A 15,016-nucleotide genomic window follows, 5' to 3' on the forward strand; every position below is an offset into this window, starting at 1 on the left:
AGACGGTATGCTGTTGAAAGAGTATGTACAGCGCATGGGCATTTCAAAGAGGATGCTTGCAGATATCAAATTCGGTGGCGGGGATCTTCTCATTAATGGGGAGCATGTCACGGTCAGGCATGTCCTTCAGGAAGGGGACAAGCTCGCAATTTTGTTTCCGCCGGAGAAGGTTAGCGAATCTCTGCGGCCGGAAGCGATCCCGCTTGACATCTTGTTTGAAGACGACCATGTCCTCGTGCTTAATAAACAGCCTTACCTGTCGTCGATTCCTTCGCGGGAACATCCGACGGGAAGCCTTGCGAACGGGCTCATTTATTATTATCAGCAGACGGGCTGTGAAGCGACCGTTCATCTTGTGAGCAGGCTGGATCGTGACACATCAGGGGTCATGCTCGTCGCCAAGCATCGTTTTGCACATTCCCTTTTGTCACATTTGCAAAAAGAGGGACATGTCAAACGGCAGTACCGCGCCGTCGTTCACGGCGAAATCAGGGAAGACCGCGGAACGGTCGACGCCCCGATCGGCAGAAAAGCGACAAGCATTATTGAGCGGGCTGTCGTCCCGGATGGCCAAACAGCGGTCACCCACTTTAAGGTGAACATGCGAATCGGACAGATAACAGACGTTTCGCTGAGCCTTGAAACGGGAAGGACCCATCAAATCCGCGTTCACATGAGCCATATCGGACACCCGCTGTGCGGTGACACGCTTTACGGGGGCACGCGCGATCTCATCAATCGGCAGGCGCTTCACAGCGAGAGGCTGGCGTTTATTCATCCGCTGACAAGGGAGGAGCTGGCGTTTTACGCGCCGCTTCCGTACGATATCCGGAAATTATTGGAGAGCTGAAAAACAGCTCTCTTTTTTTATGGCTCTGTGCGAAATCTCGTTTCATCGAAAGGCATTGAGGAAGGGACCGATTCTGTTGTGAGTTCCGGAAACCTGAAGGCGGTCAGCCGATTGCCGAACACGCATCCCGTATCAATGTTAATTGTATGGTGAACCATCCGCGGAGCCTTGACAGGAGTGTGGCCGTACACGACCCATGCCTCGCCCTGGTAATGAGCGGCCCAGTCCCGCCTGACGGGCCTTCCGTCAGGCAGCGTCTCTCCCGTAATATCCCCGTACAAAACAAACTGTTTTACCTTACCAACGGGCTTCTTTCCGATATATTCGGCTTTTATCCCGGCATGGGCGACGACGAGCTCGCCGTTATGCAGGATCTCATAAAGCGGAGCGCGTTCATACAGGTGCATAAACAGATCTCTGATATGGTCTTGTTTTTGCGGTGGGAGCCGTCTGTATTCGGCGGCTGTCGTTTCAAGGCCGTGCATGAGCTTGACCGGGTTTCCTTTGAAAAAGCGGTAGAGCTTGTTGCAATGATTGCCCGGGACATAGCGGGCTGCGCCTTTTTCAACGGCATTCGCCACGAATTCAACGACGGCGAGCGATTTCGGCCCCCGGTCTGTCAAGTCTCCGAGAAAGACAGGGGTTCTCTTTTCAGGGTGAGCGGGCAGCCCTGTATCAAGGGAATAGCCGAGCTTTTCAAGCAATGCGGTCATTTCATCATAACATCCGTGAATATCTCCGATCACATCGTATTTCATGTCTTTCATCTCCTAAACGTTAACTAACAGCGATTATATTTATGATAACCTTCACCGGCTTTGTTTATTGGATATCATACCTTGTTTATGTTCTATTTTCACCTTCAAACATTTCCTGCGGAGAAAATCAGGCATATCACTTTTATTTCTCGGCGAGCATTGTTAAAATCGACTTTTACACTTGGGAGAAAAGGACGATCATCTGAACTTTTCTTTCGTTGAATTGTAATTATGGTCCTTTTTGACTGTGGAAGGGGACACTATATACTAAGGAAACCGGTTTTTAGGAGGTAACATCTATGGAGCATACATCTGTTTCATCTTTAGTTGTCGTACTCATTGTCGCATTTTTAACCCCCATCCTGCTGAACCGCTTAAGGCTTGTCATACCTGTCGTTGTGGCGGAAATCATCATGGGTCTTGTTATCGGAAAAAGCGGTTTTAACCTTGTCGAAGTGCATGATGCGTGGCTTGAGACGCTATCGATGCTCGGGTTTATCTTTTTAATGTTTTTGAGCGGACTGGAGATCGATTTTTCCGCGTTTGAAAGAGGAAAGAAAAAGCAGCTGCTCCCAAACGGAAAAGCTGCGCCAAACACGTTTAAAACGGCTGCCATTATATTTATCGCGATTTTCATTTTGTCGCTCGGGCTTTCTTACAGCTTTGTCCTGGCCGGGTTCATCGACAACGCCTTTTTAATGACGCTGATCATTTCGACGATTTCACTCGGTGTGGTCGTTCCGACGCTGAAAGAAGAGCGCCTGATGAAGACGAACATCGGACAGATTATTTTGCTTGTGGCGGTGATCGCCGACCTTGTGACGATGATTTTGCTCGCTGTCTTCGCCTCGATTTATGGAGACGAAAGCAGCAATATGTGGCTGTTGATCATCTTGTTTGCCGCAGGCGTCGTCCTTTATCTCTTCGGAAGGGTGTTTAAAAACCGCTCTTATATTGAAGTGATGTCAAAAGGAACGATTCAAATCGGCACAAGGGCGATTTTTACCCTGATCATCGTGCTTGTCGCGCTTTCGGAATCGCTCGGCGCGGAAAACATACTCGGCGCATTTTTAGCCGGGGTTCTCGTGTCACTGCTTTCTCCGAATAAAGAACTGGTCCAGCAGCTTGATTCTTTCGGCTATGGATTTTTGATTCCGATCTTTTTTGTGATGACGGGAGTCAAGCTTGACATATGGTCCTTGCTTGAAGACCCGAAAATTTTAATGATGATCCCGCTGCTGTTTGTGGCGCTTTTAATCAGCAAGATCGTTCCTGCGCTGATGTTGAAAAAGTGGTATGGTGTGAAAACGGTGCTGGCTTCAGGGCTTTTATTGACGTCGACATTGTCGCTCGTCATTGCCGCCACAACAATCGGCGAACGGATCGGTGTCATCGACGCGAAAATGTCCGGTGTGCTCATTCTTGTCGCTGTCATCACGTGCATTATTACGCCGACGGGTTTCAAAAAGCTAATGCCGAAAGCACAGATTGAAACGGAGCAAAAAACGATCACCTTTATCGGCGCCAATCAAATGACACTGCCGGTTACTCTTGAGCTGTCTTCTGAGGAATATCACGTCAGAGTTCTGCATGTCCATCAGGAAAAGAAAGAAGAAAACCTGTCAGAGCCGGTTTTTGACGTGGAAGTGCTGCCAGATTATGAATTCGGGACACTCGAATCATTCGGCGTTTTTGAGACAGATATTCTTGTCGTAGCGACCGGGAATGAAGAGCGGAATACCGGAATTGCCCTATTTGCAAAAGATAAACAAGTCGATAGGATTATCGCAAGCGCAGATTCGCCGTAAGCGGAAGCCAAATTGAAAGAAAACGGCATCGATACGATTTCCGTCCTGCTGTCGACGAAAACGCTGCTTCGCGCGCTGATCGAGGCTCCGGGCGTCATGAAGCTTTTGACGAATCAGGATGCATCATTATACGAAATCAACATGAGCAACGAGCGCTATGACGGCGTGCTGTTAAGGGAATTTCCGTTTATGGGGGACGTGATCTTTGTGAGGATTTTCAGAGGTGTCGACAGCCTTGTGCCTCACGGCGATACAAGGCTGCAACTGGGCGACAGGCTGATCGCCACCGGCTCGCGCGAATATATCGCCGAGTTGAAAAAAACGCTGGAAGACTGATGCTTGACCATTTTTAATTTCGTGTTAAGATAAAAATATAACTGAATGAATGAAATGTTTTCCACTAGGGGAGTCCTTCATAAGGGCTGAGATAAAAGTGTGACTTTTAGACCCTCATAACCTGAACAGGTTCAGACCTGCGTAGGGAAGTGGCAAGGTATTTGACTATTATGGTATTATGCAAATTCCAAACCACTTTTCCTGCGGGGAAAGTGGTTTTTTTCATTTTCTAACATTAAAGGAGGGCTACTTAGATGAAGTTTTCGGAAGAGTGCCGGAAGAGCGCCGCAGAATGGTGGGAGGGCAGTTTTGTACACCCGTTTATCAAAGGAATCGGTGACGGGTCTTTGCCGATCGACTGCTTTACATATTATGTGCTGCAAGACTCCTACTATTTGAGCCATTTTGCCAAGGTTCAGTCCTTTGCCGCGGCATATGCGGCAGATTTATACACGACGAGCCGGATGGCGGATCATGCAAAGGGAACGTATGAAGCAGAGCTGGCTCTGCATAGGAAGTTTTCCGAGCTGCTCGGTATTACCGAGGAAGAAAAAAGAGCGTTCAAGCCGTCACCGACCGCGTATGCCTATACGTCCCACATGTACCGCTCTGTTATGAGCGGCAATTTTGCAGAAATTCTTGCCGCTTTGCTCCCTTGTTACTGGCTTTACTACGAGGTCGGGGAAACGTTGAAAGCGTGCAAGCCTGAGAATGGCATTTATCAGGAATGGATTGCGACATATGGAGGAGACTGGTTTAAAGAACTCGTGACCGAACAGGTCGACCGTTTTGACGGGCTGGCCGAAAAAAGCACCGCTGAAGTCAGAGCGAAAATGAAAGAAAACTTCGTCATTTCCAGCTTCTACGAATATCAATTTTGGAATATGGCGCACAAGAAAGAAAGCTGGTCCGAGGAGCGGGGTGAACAGCTTGAAGCTTCACGCGATCACCGATGACCGGCACTCCGTTGACGAGCTGGCCGCCAAAATCGTATCCATCAAGGATACAGCGGATTTTATCCATATCAGGGAGAGGTCAAAAACGGTATGCGAGATTTCCGAATTAATCGAACGCCTGCTGGCAGCTGGCGTTGACAAGCGGAAGCTCATCATCAACGACAGGGTGGATGTCGCCTTGTTCCACAATATACATCGCGTTCAGCTGCCTTCCCACGGCTTTTCCGTCAAATGTGTAAGACACCGTTTTCCGCATTTGAAAATCGGAAAGTCTGTCCACTCTGCTGAAGAAGCGGTTCAGGCTGCAAAAGAAGGAGCGGATTACGTGCTGTTCGGCCACATTTTTGAAACCGACAGCAAAAAAGGGCTGACAGGAAGGGGGACGGAAAGCCTGTGGAATGTGAAACAGGCTGTCGATATTCCCGTTATTGCCATCGGAGGGATTACCGAAAAGCGGCTGCCTGAGGTAAAGCTGTCCGCGCCTGACGGCATCGCGGTGATGTCGGGGATTTTTTCTGAAGACAGGTCTGCCGAAGCTTGCGAACGGCTTCTGCGCCTGGTGAAAGGAGATCTGTATGAAAAAGCGCTATGAAACGATCGTGATCGGCGGAGGCATCATCGGTGTCTCGATTGCCTATCATCTTGCAAAAGCGGGAAAACAAACGGCGGTTTTCGAAAGCGGCGAGGTCGGGAAAAAAGCGAGCCGTGCGGCCGCCGGTATGCTCGGCGCTCATGCCGAATGCGATAAACCGGGAACATTTTTCGAATTTGCGAGGGCAAGCCAGACTGCATATAAGCGGCTGACCGCTGAACTAAAAAGCGTAAGCGGCATTGATATCAGGCGGCATGACGGCGGTATTTTAAAACTCGCATTTACCGAAAGCGACCGGGCGCGCCTTATGGAAATGGCCGCGCTCGATTCTGCCGAATGGCTGACGCCTCAAGAGGTGTATGAAAAAGAGCCGCATGCAGCAAAGGGGATACTCGGTGCGAATTTTATCCGGGATGACGTTCATGTCGAACCGATCTCTGTTTGCAGAGCTTTTGCCAAAGGAGCAAAACTGTTCGGCGCAGACATCTTTGAGTATGCGCCTGTTTTCTCAATAGAAGCGGCGGCAGGAGGCGGCGTCCGGATTCAGACGGCTTCAGGCGCCGCAGAAGCGGATCATGCCGTGATCGCGAGCGGTGTCTGGAGCGGCGTTTTCTTTCAACAGCTCGGTTTAAACAAGCGATTTTATCCGGTGAAAGGGGAGTGTCTGTCCGTGTGGAATGACAGCATTCCTTTAACGAGAACGCTGTATCACGATCATTGCTATATTGTTCCGCGACACAGCGGAAAGCTTGTCATCGGCGCGACGATGAAAGCCGGAGACTGGAATGAGCAGCCTGATGCGGACGGCATCGAAGCCGTCATGAAAAAGGCGAAAACGATGCTTCCGAGAATCGGCGGGTTGAAAATCGACAGATGCTGGGCCGGATTAAGACCGGAAACAGAGGACGGCAATCCGTATATCGGCAGACATCCTGAAAACGACAGCATCTTGTTTGCGGCCGGCCATTTCAGAAACGGCATCCTTCTCGCGCCGGCGACGGGGGAGATGATCACAGATATGATTCTTAGCCGGCCGATCGAGCCCGCCTGGGAGGAAGCGTTTAAGGTTGACCGGAAGGAGGCTGTTCACAAATGATGATTCAGCTGAACGGACGAAAGATAGACTGGAAGAATGACGGAGGAACGATCTATGACCTGCTTGCATCCTATCAGCTGGAAAACCGAGTTGTCATCGTTGAAAGAAACAGAGAGATTATCGGAAAAGAGAATTATCAAGAAGTGAAACTTGAAGAAAACGATGTTATCGAAATCGTTCATTTTGTCGGAGGGGGATAAAACATGTTAAAAATCGCTGATCAGCAGTTTTCATCAAGACTATTGCTCGGAACCGGGAAGTATCCGTCATTCGAGATTCAAAAAGAGGCGGTGCGCGTATCAGAGTCGGAGATTCTGACCTTTGCCGTCAGACGGATGAATATTTTTGAAGAATCCCAGCCCAATTTTCTCGAACAGCTTGATCTGAGCCGGTATACGCTTTTGCCGAATACAGCAGGGGCAAAAACGGCGGAGGAAGCGGTGCGCATCGCAAAGCTTGCCAAAGCGTCCGGCCTTTGCGACATGATTAAAGTCGAAGTGATCGGCTGTGACCGCTCGCTTCTGCCTGATCCTGTCGAAACATTAAAAGCATCCGAAGCCCTGCTTGAGGAAGGCTTTATCGTTCTTCCGTATACATCGGATGACGTCGTGCTGGCAAAAAAACTTCAAGAGCTCGGCGTTCATGCGATTATGCCGGGCGCCTCGCCGATCGGCTCAGGACAGGGGATTATCAATCCTCTCAATCTTTCATTTATCATCGAACAGGCTGAAGTTCCGGTGATCGTCGACGCCGGAATCGGTTCTCCCAAAGACGCGGCATATGCAATGGAGCTTGGGGCTGACGGCGTTTTGCTGAACACGGCCGTAGCCGGCGCAAAGGATCCGGTCAAAATGGCGCTCGCCATGAAACTTGCCGTCGAATCAGGAAGGCTCGGATATCTCGCGGGAAGAATTCCTGAAAAAGATTATGGCATCGCTTCCAGCCCTGAAGAAGGGATGCTGACGACTTGAACGGCAGATATTCAAGACAGGAGCTGTTTTCGCCGATCGGTCCAGGCGGCCAGAAAAAGATAGAACGCGCGCATGTACTGATCATCGGAGCCGGGGCTCTCGGATCGGCGAGCGCTGAAATGCTTGTAAGAGCGGGAGTCGGTTCGCTTACGATCGTTGACAGGGATTATGTCGAATGGAGCAATCTCCAGCGTCAGCAGCTATACACGGAACAAGATGCGAAAGACAAGATGCCGAAGGCGGCGGCTGCCGAAAACAGGCTCCGCCTGATCAACGGCTCTGTCCGGGTTAACGGCATCGTCACCGATGTCACGGCGGAAAAAGCGCTCAGCCTTGCAGAAGGCGCATCCTTGATCATTGATGCCACAGATAACTTTGAGACCCGTCTCGTTGTAAACGATGCGGCTGTCAAATCGGGGATCCCTTTTCTGTATGGGGCGTGTGTAGCAAGCTACGGGATTACCTATACAGTCATTCCTGGTAAGACGCCGTGTCTTCATTGTCTTTTGGGACATCTGCCGGCGAACACGATGACGTGCGACACATCCGGTGTCATCAGCCCGGTCGTTCAGCAGGTTACCGCTTATCAAGTGACAGATGCCCTTAAGCTGCTGACGGGGCATGAAACCTCCGGTACGCTCCGCTCATTTGATATATGGACAAATGAAAGGTCCGAGGTTCGCGCGGACGCTCTTAAAGATCAAGCATGCCCGACGTGCGGCACCCGTGAATTTCCGTTTCTTTCACCGGAAAACGAAACAAAAGCGGCCGTTCTGTGCGGGCGGCAAACGGTCCAAATCAGACCTGCCGGCAAACAGCCGCCAATACTTGAGGAGCTGGCCGTCCGCTTCAAAGAAGCGGGCTTGGATGTGACAGGGAATCCGCACTTGGTGTCATGCAAATCCGAAGACTTCAGATTTGTCATTTTTCGGGATGGCCGGGCTTTCATTCATGGGACAAATGACGTAAAACGGGCAAAAACGATATACCACAGATGGATTGGCTGAAGGCTGAAAAAAGGAGTGCAAACAACATGAGTATACGAAAAGCATTGACAATCGCCGGGTCCGATTCAGGCGGAGGTGCGGGCATACAGGCTGATATTAAGACGTTTCAGGAGCTTGGCGTGTTCGGCATGTCAGCTTTGACGGCGGTAACCGCGCAAAATACGCAAGGCGTACACAGCGTTTTTCCGATGTCTCCGGGAGAGCTCGGCAAACAGATCGAAGCGGTAGCCCTTGATTTAAGGCCTGACGCGATTAAAACGGGGATGCTTTGGAGTGCGGAAATGATCGAAGAAATCGTTCAGCAGCTTGAGGAGCACGATCTCAAGGTTGTGATTGTCGATCCCGTCATGATTGCCAAAGGCGGGGCATCGCTGTTGAATGACGAAGCCGTGGAAACGCTGAAACGGCGGCTGTTGCCCCGTGCTTTTGCGGCGACGCCTAACATTCCCGAGGCAGAGGTGCTGACTGGAAGAAGGATTCAGACGATGGATGACCGCAAAAAAGCGGCTGAGGATTTGCACAAATTGGGCGTTCGTTATCCGATCATTAAAGGAGGCCACCTGCCGGAAAAGAAAACAGTGACAGACCTGCTCTTTGACGGCGAAACATTTATCGAAATCACCAATCCTTTTATCGAAACGAAGCACACTCATGGCACAGGCTGTACGTTTTCAGCCGCTTTGACGGCGCAAATTGCCAAAGGAAGCGATATTCACGAGGCTTTCGAAATCGCCGAATCATTCGTGCACATGGCGGTGGCAAACGGTCTGAATATCGGCTCCGGACACGGGCCGACGAATCATTTTGCGTATAAACAGCGCTCTATGCGGGAGGGCTGATCCCTTTGCATACTGTGCGTCAGCAAAGCGGCGGCGTCCATTCCAGGAACGCCGCCGCTTTTTTTGACTGAAAATTGTCAGCCTGACGCAAATTGTGATACTATATATTATGATCAGGTACTAATAAAATGTTAATCATTAGGAGGATTTATACATATGAATGTATCACTTGAAGGCCGTAATATAGTCGTCATGGGTGTTGCGAATAAACGAAGCATCGCTTGGGGAATCGCCCGTTCTCTTCACAATGCCGGTGCAAGGCTGATTTTTACATACGCCGGAGAGCGGCTTGAAAAATCGGTCAGGGAATTGGCTGATTCTTTGGAACGGAACGACTCAATCGTTCTGCCTTGCGATGTCACAAACGATCAGGAAATCGAAGAGTGTTTTGCCAAAATCAAAGACGAAGTCCAAGTGATTCATGGAATTGCACACTGCATCGCATTTGCGAACAAAGAAGAGCTTACAGGAGAATATTTGAACACAAACCGTGAAGGCTTCCTTCTCGCTCACAATATCAGCTCATATTCGCTGACAGCGGTCGCTAAAGCCGCGCGCGGCATTATGACCGAAGGCGGAAGCATTGTCACGCTTACGTATCTTGGGGGAGAGCGCGTCGTTTCAAATTACAACGTCATGGGCGTCGCAAAAGCTTCCCTTGATGCGAGCGTGAAATACTTGGCAAGCGATCTCGGAAAAGAAGGAATCCGCGTTAACAGCATTTCTGCGGGACCGATCCGGACGCTGTCTGCAAAAGGAATCAGCGATTTCAATTCGATCCTGAAAGAAATCGAGGAGCGAGCTCCGCTTCGCCGCACGACTACTCCGGAGGAAGTCGGCGACACAGCTTTATTCTTATTCAGCGACCTTTCCCGCGGAATGACAGGCGAGAACCTGCATGTTGATTCCGGCTACCATATTATCGCCCGATAAAAAACGTATGAAAAAGCGATCCGTTTCAAGGATTGCTTTTTCTTTTCTTCTGATTTTCCCTCCTCCGTCATATAGATATACCATGAACGGATCGGAGGGATAAAAGATGCCTAATAAGAAACACGATGCAGAGCAAAAGCCGCTCATGTATATTGTACAGCCCGATTATGCTGCGGCTGAAGCAAACATGCAGGACATCCTCATCAAAAGAAAAAAACCGCTAAAACAACGCGCTTCTGAAGATAAGGCAAAGCAAAAGGAAGAACAGCCGGAAGCGCAGAGCCAGCAGGAAAAAGAGATTCCTGAAGCGGTTCGTAACAAGGAAGCGGACAGACCGTCCAAAGGAATAAAGCCGATTAAGAAGCCGCTCAGTAAAATGACGATTATCGAAAAAATCAATTTTTTAACAAGTCTCCCGGGAAATATGCCGAAAACGCTGTGCCTTATTGAAGCAAACGGAAAAACGTACAGAGGAACGCTCATCGCAAAAAAAGGCGAGTCCGTCTTCGTCCGGACTTCAAGCAAGGGCGAGCCGGCTGAACTTGCGATCGACAGCATCACTTCGCTGCACCCGCTCGGCTTTTAATACCGACAAAAAAAGTCCCGTTTTAGGGACTTTTAGTTTGTGCGGTTGATTAATTTTGGATTTAAACATTCGATTGCACAGAAGCATTCCAGATCTACTTCAATACAGAAATTTGTTTTTTCCAAACGGAACACATCGCATATTTTGTCTTTATCATCCGTGAAATCGAGGATGCGCCGATTTTCGTCAAAGGCGATCAACAGCCTTAGCGTCGCGCAGCCGTCATGAACGTTTTCAACTCTGAAAAAAATGGTGCTAAAGCAAGGGCCTGCTTGAAGTTCCCCAATGTTTCCAAAAGCGACGAACGGCTTTGATTTAGACGTAAATATAATAAACGGAATGGTGTCGCCGAGATTGCGCGTAGGAGAAAGCAGATTGCCGAAGCAGCTTGTCGAGCAGCTTCCTTCCTCTTCAATGGCGTTCTGCAGCTCATGAATGCTTTCAACTGCCTCCAATACGCAATTTTCGCCTGAAATGATCGTCATGTTTAAGATCCCTCCTATATCAGGAATTTTCATTTCGTTTCAAAACGGGCCGGACTCTTCTATTGGTAAAAGGAGCTGCCGAGAGCCGGCAGCTTTCGTGAAAGGGGTTTGCACCAAGCCGCTTTCCGGTCATGCGGCTTTCGGTGCACTTCTTGCAATGTTTATCCGTGATTGTTTTTTTGTTCTGCTGCGCGATCTACTAGATCAGGTGACAGACACTGAATCGCGCAGAAACAAGTCAAGTCAACTTCGATGCAAAAGTCCGTTTTTTCAAGCCCGAAAAAGTCAGGATCACAAGGGTGGCAAACGCTTAACGTGTCGCCGTTTATGTCCACAGGCCTCAGGATTGAAAGAGTTGCGCAGCAATCTTTTAAACTTTCTGCCCGGAAGAAAATAGATTCAAAGCACTGCATATCATCTGAAAATCCCCCGACATTTCCAAAAGTCGAAAACAGCCCGCCCTTTTTGTCATAAATAAGGAACGGAATCGTGTCTTTTCCGGAAACAGTCGGATTCAGCAGGTTGCCGAAGCAACTTGTCGAGCATGCCGCTGTTTCTTCGACTGCTTCCTGCTCTTCAATAATCTGCTCAACCGCTTCACAAACACAATTTTCATGCCGGCCATGGTTTTTTCCGCAGCTCATGGATTTCAGCTCCTTTATATTAGGATATTTGACTTTAGTCTTTAACAAGATATGTACCCGTACCCTTGTTGGTGTGGGTAATCGTCTATAAAAATGAAGAAAAGCAGAGCGGGTTGGCTCTGCTTTTTATATTAGAGAATACCGACAATAAGCGTTGCGATGATAACTGTAAGAGTTTGAACTGCTGTGCTGACCAATGTTGCGACGTCTGTATCTTCTGTTGATACCGTAACATCGCGGGAATTGTCGATCACGAGTTTTTGACGATTCGTCTGTTTATTTGCTGTTACTTGTAATAAATCTTGTGAGACAAGCTCTGCCAATTCAAAGTCATCGATGATTGCGAGAACGACCGTCACGATCGCCGTCTGAATCGCTGTCAGCACTGATGTGACGACTTGAGTATCCTCTGTAGAGACTCTGATGTCGCAAGAATCTTTAATGATGATGGTTTCATCTGAAAGCTGCTTATTCAGGTTGAGCTGATCCAATTCCTGGTTGATGAAAGCTTCGTCTTTACCGCATTTGCAATTATAGTCATCACAAATCTGCTTCTTAGGGAATCTCGGATAATACTCGGTTCCCGGATGCTCGCATTCAGGATCAAGCGCTACCCAAGAATATGGTCTTGTTTCCATTTGTTTTCCTCCTTCCATTTACTATTATTAAATGTTTGAAGCTTCGAACTTGTATATGGCAAATACCCTACTCCAAATCCCCATTTTTTTCTTCATTTTCGCCTTTATTTTCTTGCTGTCTTCTTTGTTTCAGCTTTTCTCGCAATTTATTTTTATTTGAACGGTTTCTTTTTCGATTTGCTCGGTCTCCGGAACGCGATGAGGCATCCGGCTGGCTCTTGTTTTGATTTTTCTGCTTTTGCTGTTTAACGACGGCTTCGGACTGTGCTTTTAAGTCATCGAGCATTTTTAGAATGTTGGCTTTTTCATCCTCAGACAGCGTCCGGACATTATCTTTTGAGACCCCGTGTTTTCTAAGGATATTTGACACCAGCGTGTTCATTAACGGGTTGACTTCTGATTTTAGTTTTTCCAGATCTGACAATTCATTCTCACCTCAATTTCTAAAAAATATTAGAAAGAAAGAAGGGGTTAAAGTATGTCAAGTTCTGTTAACAGAGCGATCAGGACGTCGGTCAAGATTTGGATAGAAACTGCGATTTCCACTGAAGAAAGGGTAATGACGATATTTTTGCTGCCAATTACTTGAATGACCGTTTTTTTTCTGTTTTGCAATTTGTGTACGACAAGAATTTGTTCCGAGATGAGAGCGGCTGTTTCCGGATCTTCGATTGCCAGCTGCACCGCCAACATAATGATTGTGATCACAATTGCTTGCAGAGAGAGAGCGGCTGTTATGTTTGTCGTGTTTACCGTAACATGTTCCGAATCTACGATTTCAATGAGCTGTTCATAATCCCTGGAAATTTCCTCGAATGTTTCCGTATATAGCGCTTCGGCTTTTTCATGAAACGACATAACTTTCACTCCTTTCTTATCTACACTTTATTAAATGCAAATTGGTTCCATAGCGGAATGAGGAAAACATACAAATCCGCACCCAAATTTGCACAGCGGGACGTTCTGTGATTCATGTTCGCCTCAGGAAGCGCATATATTAGAAATCAGACGATTTTTAAGAGGGGGAGCCCTGTGATACAAAGCTGGTTTTTATTCGTTCTATTTTCACTTGCGGTGTTTCGGCTGACGCGTCTCATCGTTTTTGACACGATCATGGCTCCATTGCGCGGCTTTTTTCACGATGAGGTTGAAGAAAAAGACGAAAAAACGGGGCAGATAGAAACGTACATTGTCGTGAAAGGAGAAGGCTTTAGAGCCTGGATCGGCGAGCTGTTAAGCTGCTATTGGTGCACGGGGGTGTGGTGCACGGCGTTTTTGCTTATTCTGTATGCACTCATCCCGACCGTAGCCGAATGGCTGATCCTGCTCCTTGCCATCGCAGGTTTTGCCGGGGTGCTTGAAACGCTCGTGTCGAAGTGGCTTTAGCTGATTGGGGGTTTATCACAGCAACTTATAAAAAGAAGAGTCATACAATAGGGATATACGAATGAGAAAGGAAGGAATGGACATGAGACAAGTGAAAAGGCGGCAGCAAGGCCGGACAACGAGTGCTTCCAAAAACAATCAATCTTTCTCAAAAAAAGTGAAGAAAAAAGGCTGCGGATGCGGCAAAAAGAGAAGTGCCCAATAATTTTTTCAAAAAAAGCCGGAAAAGATCCGGTTTTTTTGTTTCCGATTTTCCTCTTTTCGCATACATAATCATGAGGAGGAGAATCCAGAGTGAATATGTTTGAACAGCTGATGGAATCGATTCACCGCAAGCATGATCAACATCAGGCGGAACATGATCGGATCATAAAGAAACAGCAGAAGGAATTGAATTGTTTTGACCGCAATGCAGAACAGTTTGGAAACCAAATCGAACAGTTCTCAGAACAGGCTGAAACATGGATGGAAGAGGACGGGTGGTTACCGGGCGTTTTTAAATAATCCACACAAGCCCTATGCATTTATCCAAGCGAAACCTTATCAGCTAACATATGGTGTAGGGAAGAAAAAGGAGGTGCTTTTGATGGGTTTTTCTTGTGGAAGCTGCTTCGGATTTGGAAGCTGCTATGGCGGTTATGGTTATGGCGGCTATGGCGGTTACGGCTCGACCTTTGTCTTAATCGTCGTTTTATTCATTCTTCTCATCATTGTCGGGGCTTCTTTTAGGTACTAATTTTTGTAAAAGAAGGGAGCGAAGGGTCTTCCGCCCCGCGGCTCTCTTCTTTCAAAAGAAATGAATGGATAGGCACAGAGCGTTTCCGAAGGACATATGATAGCGTATGACTCCACAAAAGGAGGAAGGAATATGGACAATCAATTTTTCAAAAACATTGAAAAGAAAACGGGCGTCAAAATGGCAGATGTGATGCAGCTGGCAAACTCTTTGCAAAACGCCAACTTCAAGGACGAAAAAACGGTTCGCGGCGTCATTAAACGCGTCGCCCAATTAGCCAACAAACGGGTTCCAAAAGAAATGGAAGATAAAATTGTCAAGTCGATTGTCAGCGGAAAAGAAAAATTGGATTTCAATACGATCTCAAAAATGATGAACAATAAAAAATAAACACC

At 47.9% G+C, this 15,016-nt stretch carries 21 protein-coding genes, 1 pseudogene and 1 riboswitch; of the genes and pseudogenes, 16 read left to right on the forward strand and 6 right to left on the reverse strand.

Translation table 11 applies throughout. From position 1 onward, the window contains the following. Positions 1 to 7: 7 nt before the first annotated feature. Positions 8 to 850 (forward strand): RluA family pseudouridine synthase, encoded by an 843-nt coding sequence (locus AB447_RS14675; RefSeq protein WP_396335445.1) that lies wholly within the window; start codon positions 8 to 10, stop codon positions 848 to 850. Positions 851 to 867: 17 nt separating this feature from the next. Here the strand turns inward: AB447_RS14675 and prpE are convergent, their stop codons facing one another. Continuing rightward, complete coding sequence (gene prpE, locus AB447_RS14680) at positions 868 to 1,608, reverse strand: bis(5'-nucleosyl)-tetraphosphatase PrpE (RefSeq protein ID WP_048406098.1); 741 nt, start codon at positions 1,606 to 1,608, stop codon at positions 868 to 870. A 299-nt stretch (positions 1,609 to 1,907) separates the two neighbouring features. On the opposite strand from prpE, the pseudogene AB447_RS14685 reads away from it, so the two are divergent. The 10 genes and pseudogenes from AB447_RS14685 (at position 1,908) to AB447_RS14730 (ending at position 10,732) form a co-directional block, all read left to right on the forward strand. Continuing rightward, positions 1,908 to 3,752, forward strand: a pseudogene (locus AB447_RS14685) (monovalent cation:proton antiporter family protein). Between the two features lie 56 nt (positions 3,753 to 3,808). Continuing rightward, a riboswitch (TPP riboswitch) is annotated at positions 3,809 to 3,917 on the forward strand. A gap of 89 nt (positions 3,918 to 4,006) precedes the next feature. Further along, the gene (gene tenA / locus AB447_RS14690; RefSeq protein ID WP_048355692.1) at positions 4,007 to 4,708 is read left to right on the forward strand and encodes a thiaminase II; all 702 of its coding nucleotides are present in this window, start codon (positions 4,007 to 4,009) and stop codon (positions 4,706 to 4,708) included. Next, positions 4,683 to 5,300, forward strand: coding sequence for a thiazole tautomerase TenI (tenI, locus tag AB447_RS14695; RefSeq protein ID WP_046131195.1), 618 nt, complete (start codon positions 4,683 to 4,685; stop codon positions 5,298 to 5,300). The genes tenA and tenI overlap by 26 nt, the downstream gene beginning before the upstream one ends. Further along, entirely contained in the window at positions 5,284 to 6,396 is a 1,113-nt protein-coding gene (gene thiO / locus AB447_RS14700) for a glycine oxidase ThiO (RefSeq protein WP_048355693.1), read from the forward strand. Before tenI ends, thiO begins: the two co-directional genes overlap by 17 nt. Further along, on the forward strand, positions 6,393 to 6,596 hold the full coding sequence (gene thiS, locus AB447_RS14705) for a sulfur carrier protein ThiS (RefSeq protein ID WP_046131193.1): 204 nt from the start codon (positions 6,393 to 6,395) through the stop codon (positions 6,594 to 6,596). Before thiO ends, thiS begins: the two co-directional genes overlap by 4 nt. Before the next feature lie 3 nt (positions 6,597 to 6,599). Further along, on the forward strand, positions 6,600 to 7,367 hold the full coding sequence (locus AB447_RS14710) for a thiazole synthase (protein WP_006636858.1): 768 nt from the start codon (positions 6,600 to 6,602) through the stop codon (positions 7,365 to 7,367). Further along, entirely contained in the window at positions 7,364 to 8,374 is a 1,011-nt protein-coding gene (locus AB447_RS14715; protein ID WP_046131192.1) for a thiazole biosynthesis adenylyltransferase ThiF, read from the forward strand. Before AB447_RS14710 ends, AB447_RS14715 begins: the two co-directional genes overlap by 4 nt. A 26-nt stretch (positions 8,375 to 8,400) precedes the next feature. Then, a complete protein-coding gene (gene thiD / locus AB447_RS14720) occupies positions 8,401 to 9,213 on the forward strand; it encodes a bifunctional hydroxymethylpyrimidine kinase/phosphomethylpyrimidine kinase (RefSeq protein ID WP_046131191.1) in 813 nt (270 codons plus the stop codon). Positions 9,214 to 9,369: 156 nt separating this feature from the next. After that, positions 9,370 to 10,146 (forward strand): enoyl-ACP reductase FabI, encoded by a 777-nt coding sequence (gene fabI / locus AB447_RS14725; protein WP_048355694.1) that lies wholly within the window; start codon positions 9,370 to 9,372, stop codon positions 10,144 to 10,146. A gap of 106 nt (positions 10,147 to 10,252) precedes the next feature. Then, entirely contained in the window at positions 10,253 to 10,732 is a 480-nt protein-coding gene (locus AB447_RS14730; RefSeq protein WP_046131189.1) for a CotO family spore coat protein, read from the forward strand. A 32-nt stretch (positions 10,733 to 10,764) separates the two neighbouring features. On the opposite strand, the gene AB447_RS14735 is transcribed toward AB447_RS14730, so the two are convergent. From AB447_RS14735 to AB447_RS14755, 5 genes are all read right to left on the reverse strand, one after another. After that, positions 10,765 to 11,217: a CotY/CotZ family spore coat protein gene (locus tag AB447_RS14735; RefSeq protein WP_048355695.1), complete on the reverse strand. Its 453-nt coding sequence runs from the start codon at positions 11,215 to 11,217 to the stop codon at positions 10,765 to 10,767. A gap of 161 nt (positions 11,218 to 11,378) precedes the next feature. After that, complete coding sequence (locus AB447_RS14740; protein ID WP_046131187.1) at positions 11,379 to 11,861, reverse strand: CotY/CotZ family spore coat protein; 483 nt, start codon at positions 11,859 to 11,861, stop codon at positions 11,379 to 11,381. Positions 11,862 to 11,992: 131 nt separating this feature from the next. Continuing rightward, the gene (locus AB447_RS14745) at positions 11,993 to 12,499 is read right to left on the reverse strand and encodes a spore coat protein (protein WP_046131186.1); all 507 of its coding nucleotides are present in this window, start codon (positions 12,497 to 12,499) and stop codon (positions 11,993 to 11,995) included. A 67-nt stretch (positions 12,500 to 12,566) separates the two neighbouring features. Continuing rightward, positions 12,567 to 12,923 carry a hypothetical protein gene (locus tag AB447_RS14750; RefSeq protein ID WP_046131185.1) on the reverse strand — a complete coding sequence of 119 codons (357 nt, stop codon included), beginning with the start codon at positions 12,921 to 12,923 and terminating at the stop codon, positions 12,567 to 12,569. Positions 12,924 to 12,970: 47 nt separating this feature from the next. After that, positions 12,971 to 13,357 carry a spore coat protein gene (locus AB447_RS14755; protein ID WP_048355696.1) on the reverse strand — a complete coding sequence of 129 codons (387 nt, stop codon included), beginning with the start codon at positions 13,355 to 13,357 and terminating at the stop codon, positions 12,971 to 12,973. Between the two features lie 174 nt (positions 13,358 to 13,531). Between AB447_RS14755 and AB447_RS14760 the strand changes: the two genes are divergently transcribed. The 5 genes from AB447_RS14760 (at position 13,532) to spoVIF (ending at position 15,011) form a co-directional block, all read left to right on the forward strand. Further along, entirely contained in the window at positions 13,532 to 13,885 is a 354-nt protein-coding gene (locus AB447_RS14760; protein ID WP_048355697.1) for a DUF1360 domain-containing protein, read from the forward strand. 82 nt (positions 13,886 to 13,967) lie between these two features. After that, positions 13,968 to 14,090: a hypothetical protein gene (locus AB447_RS27280; protein ID WP_269769332.1), complete on the forward strand. Its 123-nt coding sequence runs from the start codon at positions 13,968 to 13,970 to the stop codon at positions 14,088 to 14,090. A 95-nt stretch (positions 14,091 to 14,185) separates the two neighbouring features. Next, positions 14,186 to 14,389, forward strand: a complete 204-nt coding sequence (locus AB447_RS14765; protein WP_232517747.1) for a hypothetical protein — start codon at positions 14,186 to 14,188, stop codon at positions 14,387 to 14,389. Between the two features lie 82 nt (positions 14,390 to 14,471). After that, on the forward strand, positions 14,472 to 14,621 hold the full coding sequence (locus tag AB447_RS14770; RefSeq protein ID WP_052948531.1) for a YjcZ family sporulation protein: 150 nt from the start codon (positions 14,472 to 14,474) through the stop codon (positions 14,619 to 14,621). A 132-nt stretch (positions 14,622 to 14,753) separates the two neighbouring features. Then, the gene (gene spoVIF, locus AB447_RS14775) at positions 14,754 to 15,011 is read left to right on the forward strand and encodes a sporulation-specific transcription regulator SpoVIF (RefSeq protein ID WP_048355699.1); all 258 of its coding nucleotides are present in this window, start codon (positions 14,754 to 14,756) and stop codon (positions 15,009 to 15,011) included. Positions 15,012 to 15,016 lie beyond the last annotated feature (5 nt).

The organism is Bacillus glycinifermentans (assembly GCF_001042475.2).
Lineage (GTDB): Bacteria > Bacillota > Bacilli > Bacillales > Bacillaceae > Bacillus > Bacillus glycinifermentans.

Coding starts and splice junctions, on each gene's coding strand:
- fabI (WP_048355694.1), top strand. CDS start 9,370: ATGAATGTATCACTTGAAGGCCGTAATATAGTCGTCATGGGTGTTGCG.
- AB447_RS14710 (WP_006636858.1), top strand. CDS start 6,600: ATGTTAAAAATCGCTGATCAGCAGTTTTCATCAAGACTATTGCTCGGA.
- prpE (WP_048406098.1), bottom strand. CDS start 1,608: ATGAAATACGATGTGATCGGAGATATTCACGGATGTTATGATGAAATG.
- thiO (WP_048355693.1), top strand. CDS start 5,284: ATGAAAAAGCGCTATGAAACGATCGTGATCGGCGGAGGCATCATCGGT.
- AB447_RS27280 (WP_269769332.1), top strand. CDS start 13,968: ATGAGACAAGTGAAAAGGCGGCAGCAAGGCCGGACAACGAGTGCTTCC.
- tenA (WP_048355692.1), top strand. CDS start 4,007: ATGAAGTTTTCGGAAGAGTGCCGGAAGAGCGCCGCAGAATGGTGGGAG.
- AB447_RS14755 (WP_048355696.1), bottom strand. CDS start 13,357: ATGTCGTTTCATGAAAAAGCCGAAGCGCTATATACGGAAACATTCGAG.
- AB447_RS14730 (WP_046131189.1), top strand. CDS start 10,253: ATGCCTAATAAGAAACACGATGCAGAGCAAAAGCCGCTCATGTATATT.
- AB447_RS14770 (WP_052948531.1), top strand. CDS start 14,472: ATGGGTTTTTCTTGTGGAAGCTGCTTCGGATTTGGAAGCTGCTATGGC.
- AB447_RS14675 (WP_396335445.1), top strand. CDS start 8: ATGCTGTTGAAAGAGTATGTACAGCGCATGGGCATTTCAAAGAGGATG.
- AB447_RS14765 (WP_232517747.1), top strand. CDS start 14,186: ATGTTTGAACAGCTGATGGAATCGATTCACCGCAAGCATGATCAACAT.
- thiD (WP_046131191.1), top strand. CDS start 8,401: ATGAGTATACGAAAAGCATTGACAATCGCCGGGTCCGATTCAGGCGGA.
- thiS (WP_046131193.1), top strand. CDS start 6,393: ATGATGATTCAGCTGAACGGACGAAAGATAGACTGGAAGAATGACGGA.
- AB447_RS14745 (WP_046131186.1), bottom strand. CDS start 12,499: ATGGAAACAAGACCATATTCTTGGGTAGCGCTTGATCCTGAATGCGAG.
- AB447_RS14735 (WP_048355695.1), bottom strand. CDS start 11,217: ATGACGATCATTTCAGGCGAAAATTGCGTATTGGAGGCAGTTGAAAGC.
- spoVIF (WP_048355699.1), top strand. CDS start 14,754: ATGGACAATCAATTTTTCAAAAACATTGAAAAGAAAACGGGCGTCAAA.
- AB447_RS14740 (WP_046131187.1), bottom strand. CDS start 11,861: ATGAGCTGCGGAAAAAACCATGGCCGGCATGAAAATTGTGTTTGTGAA.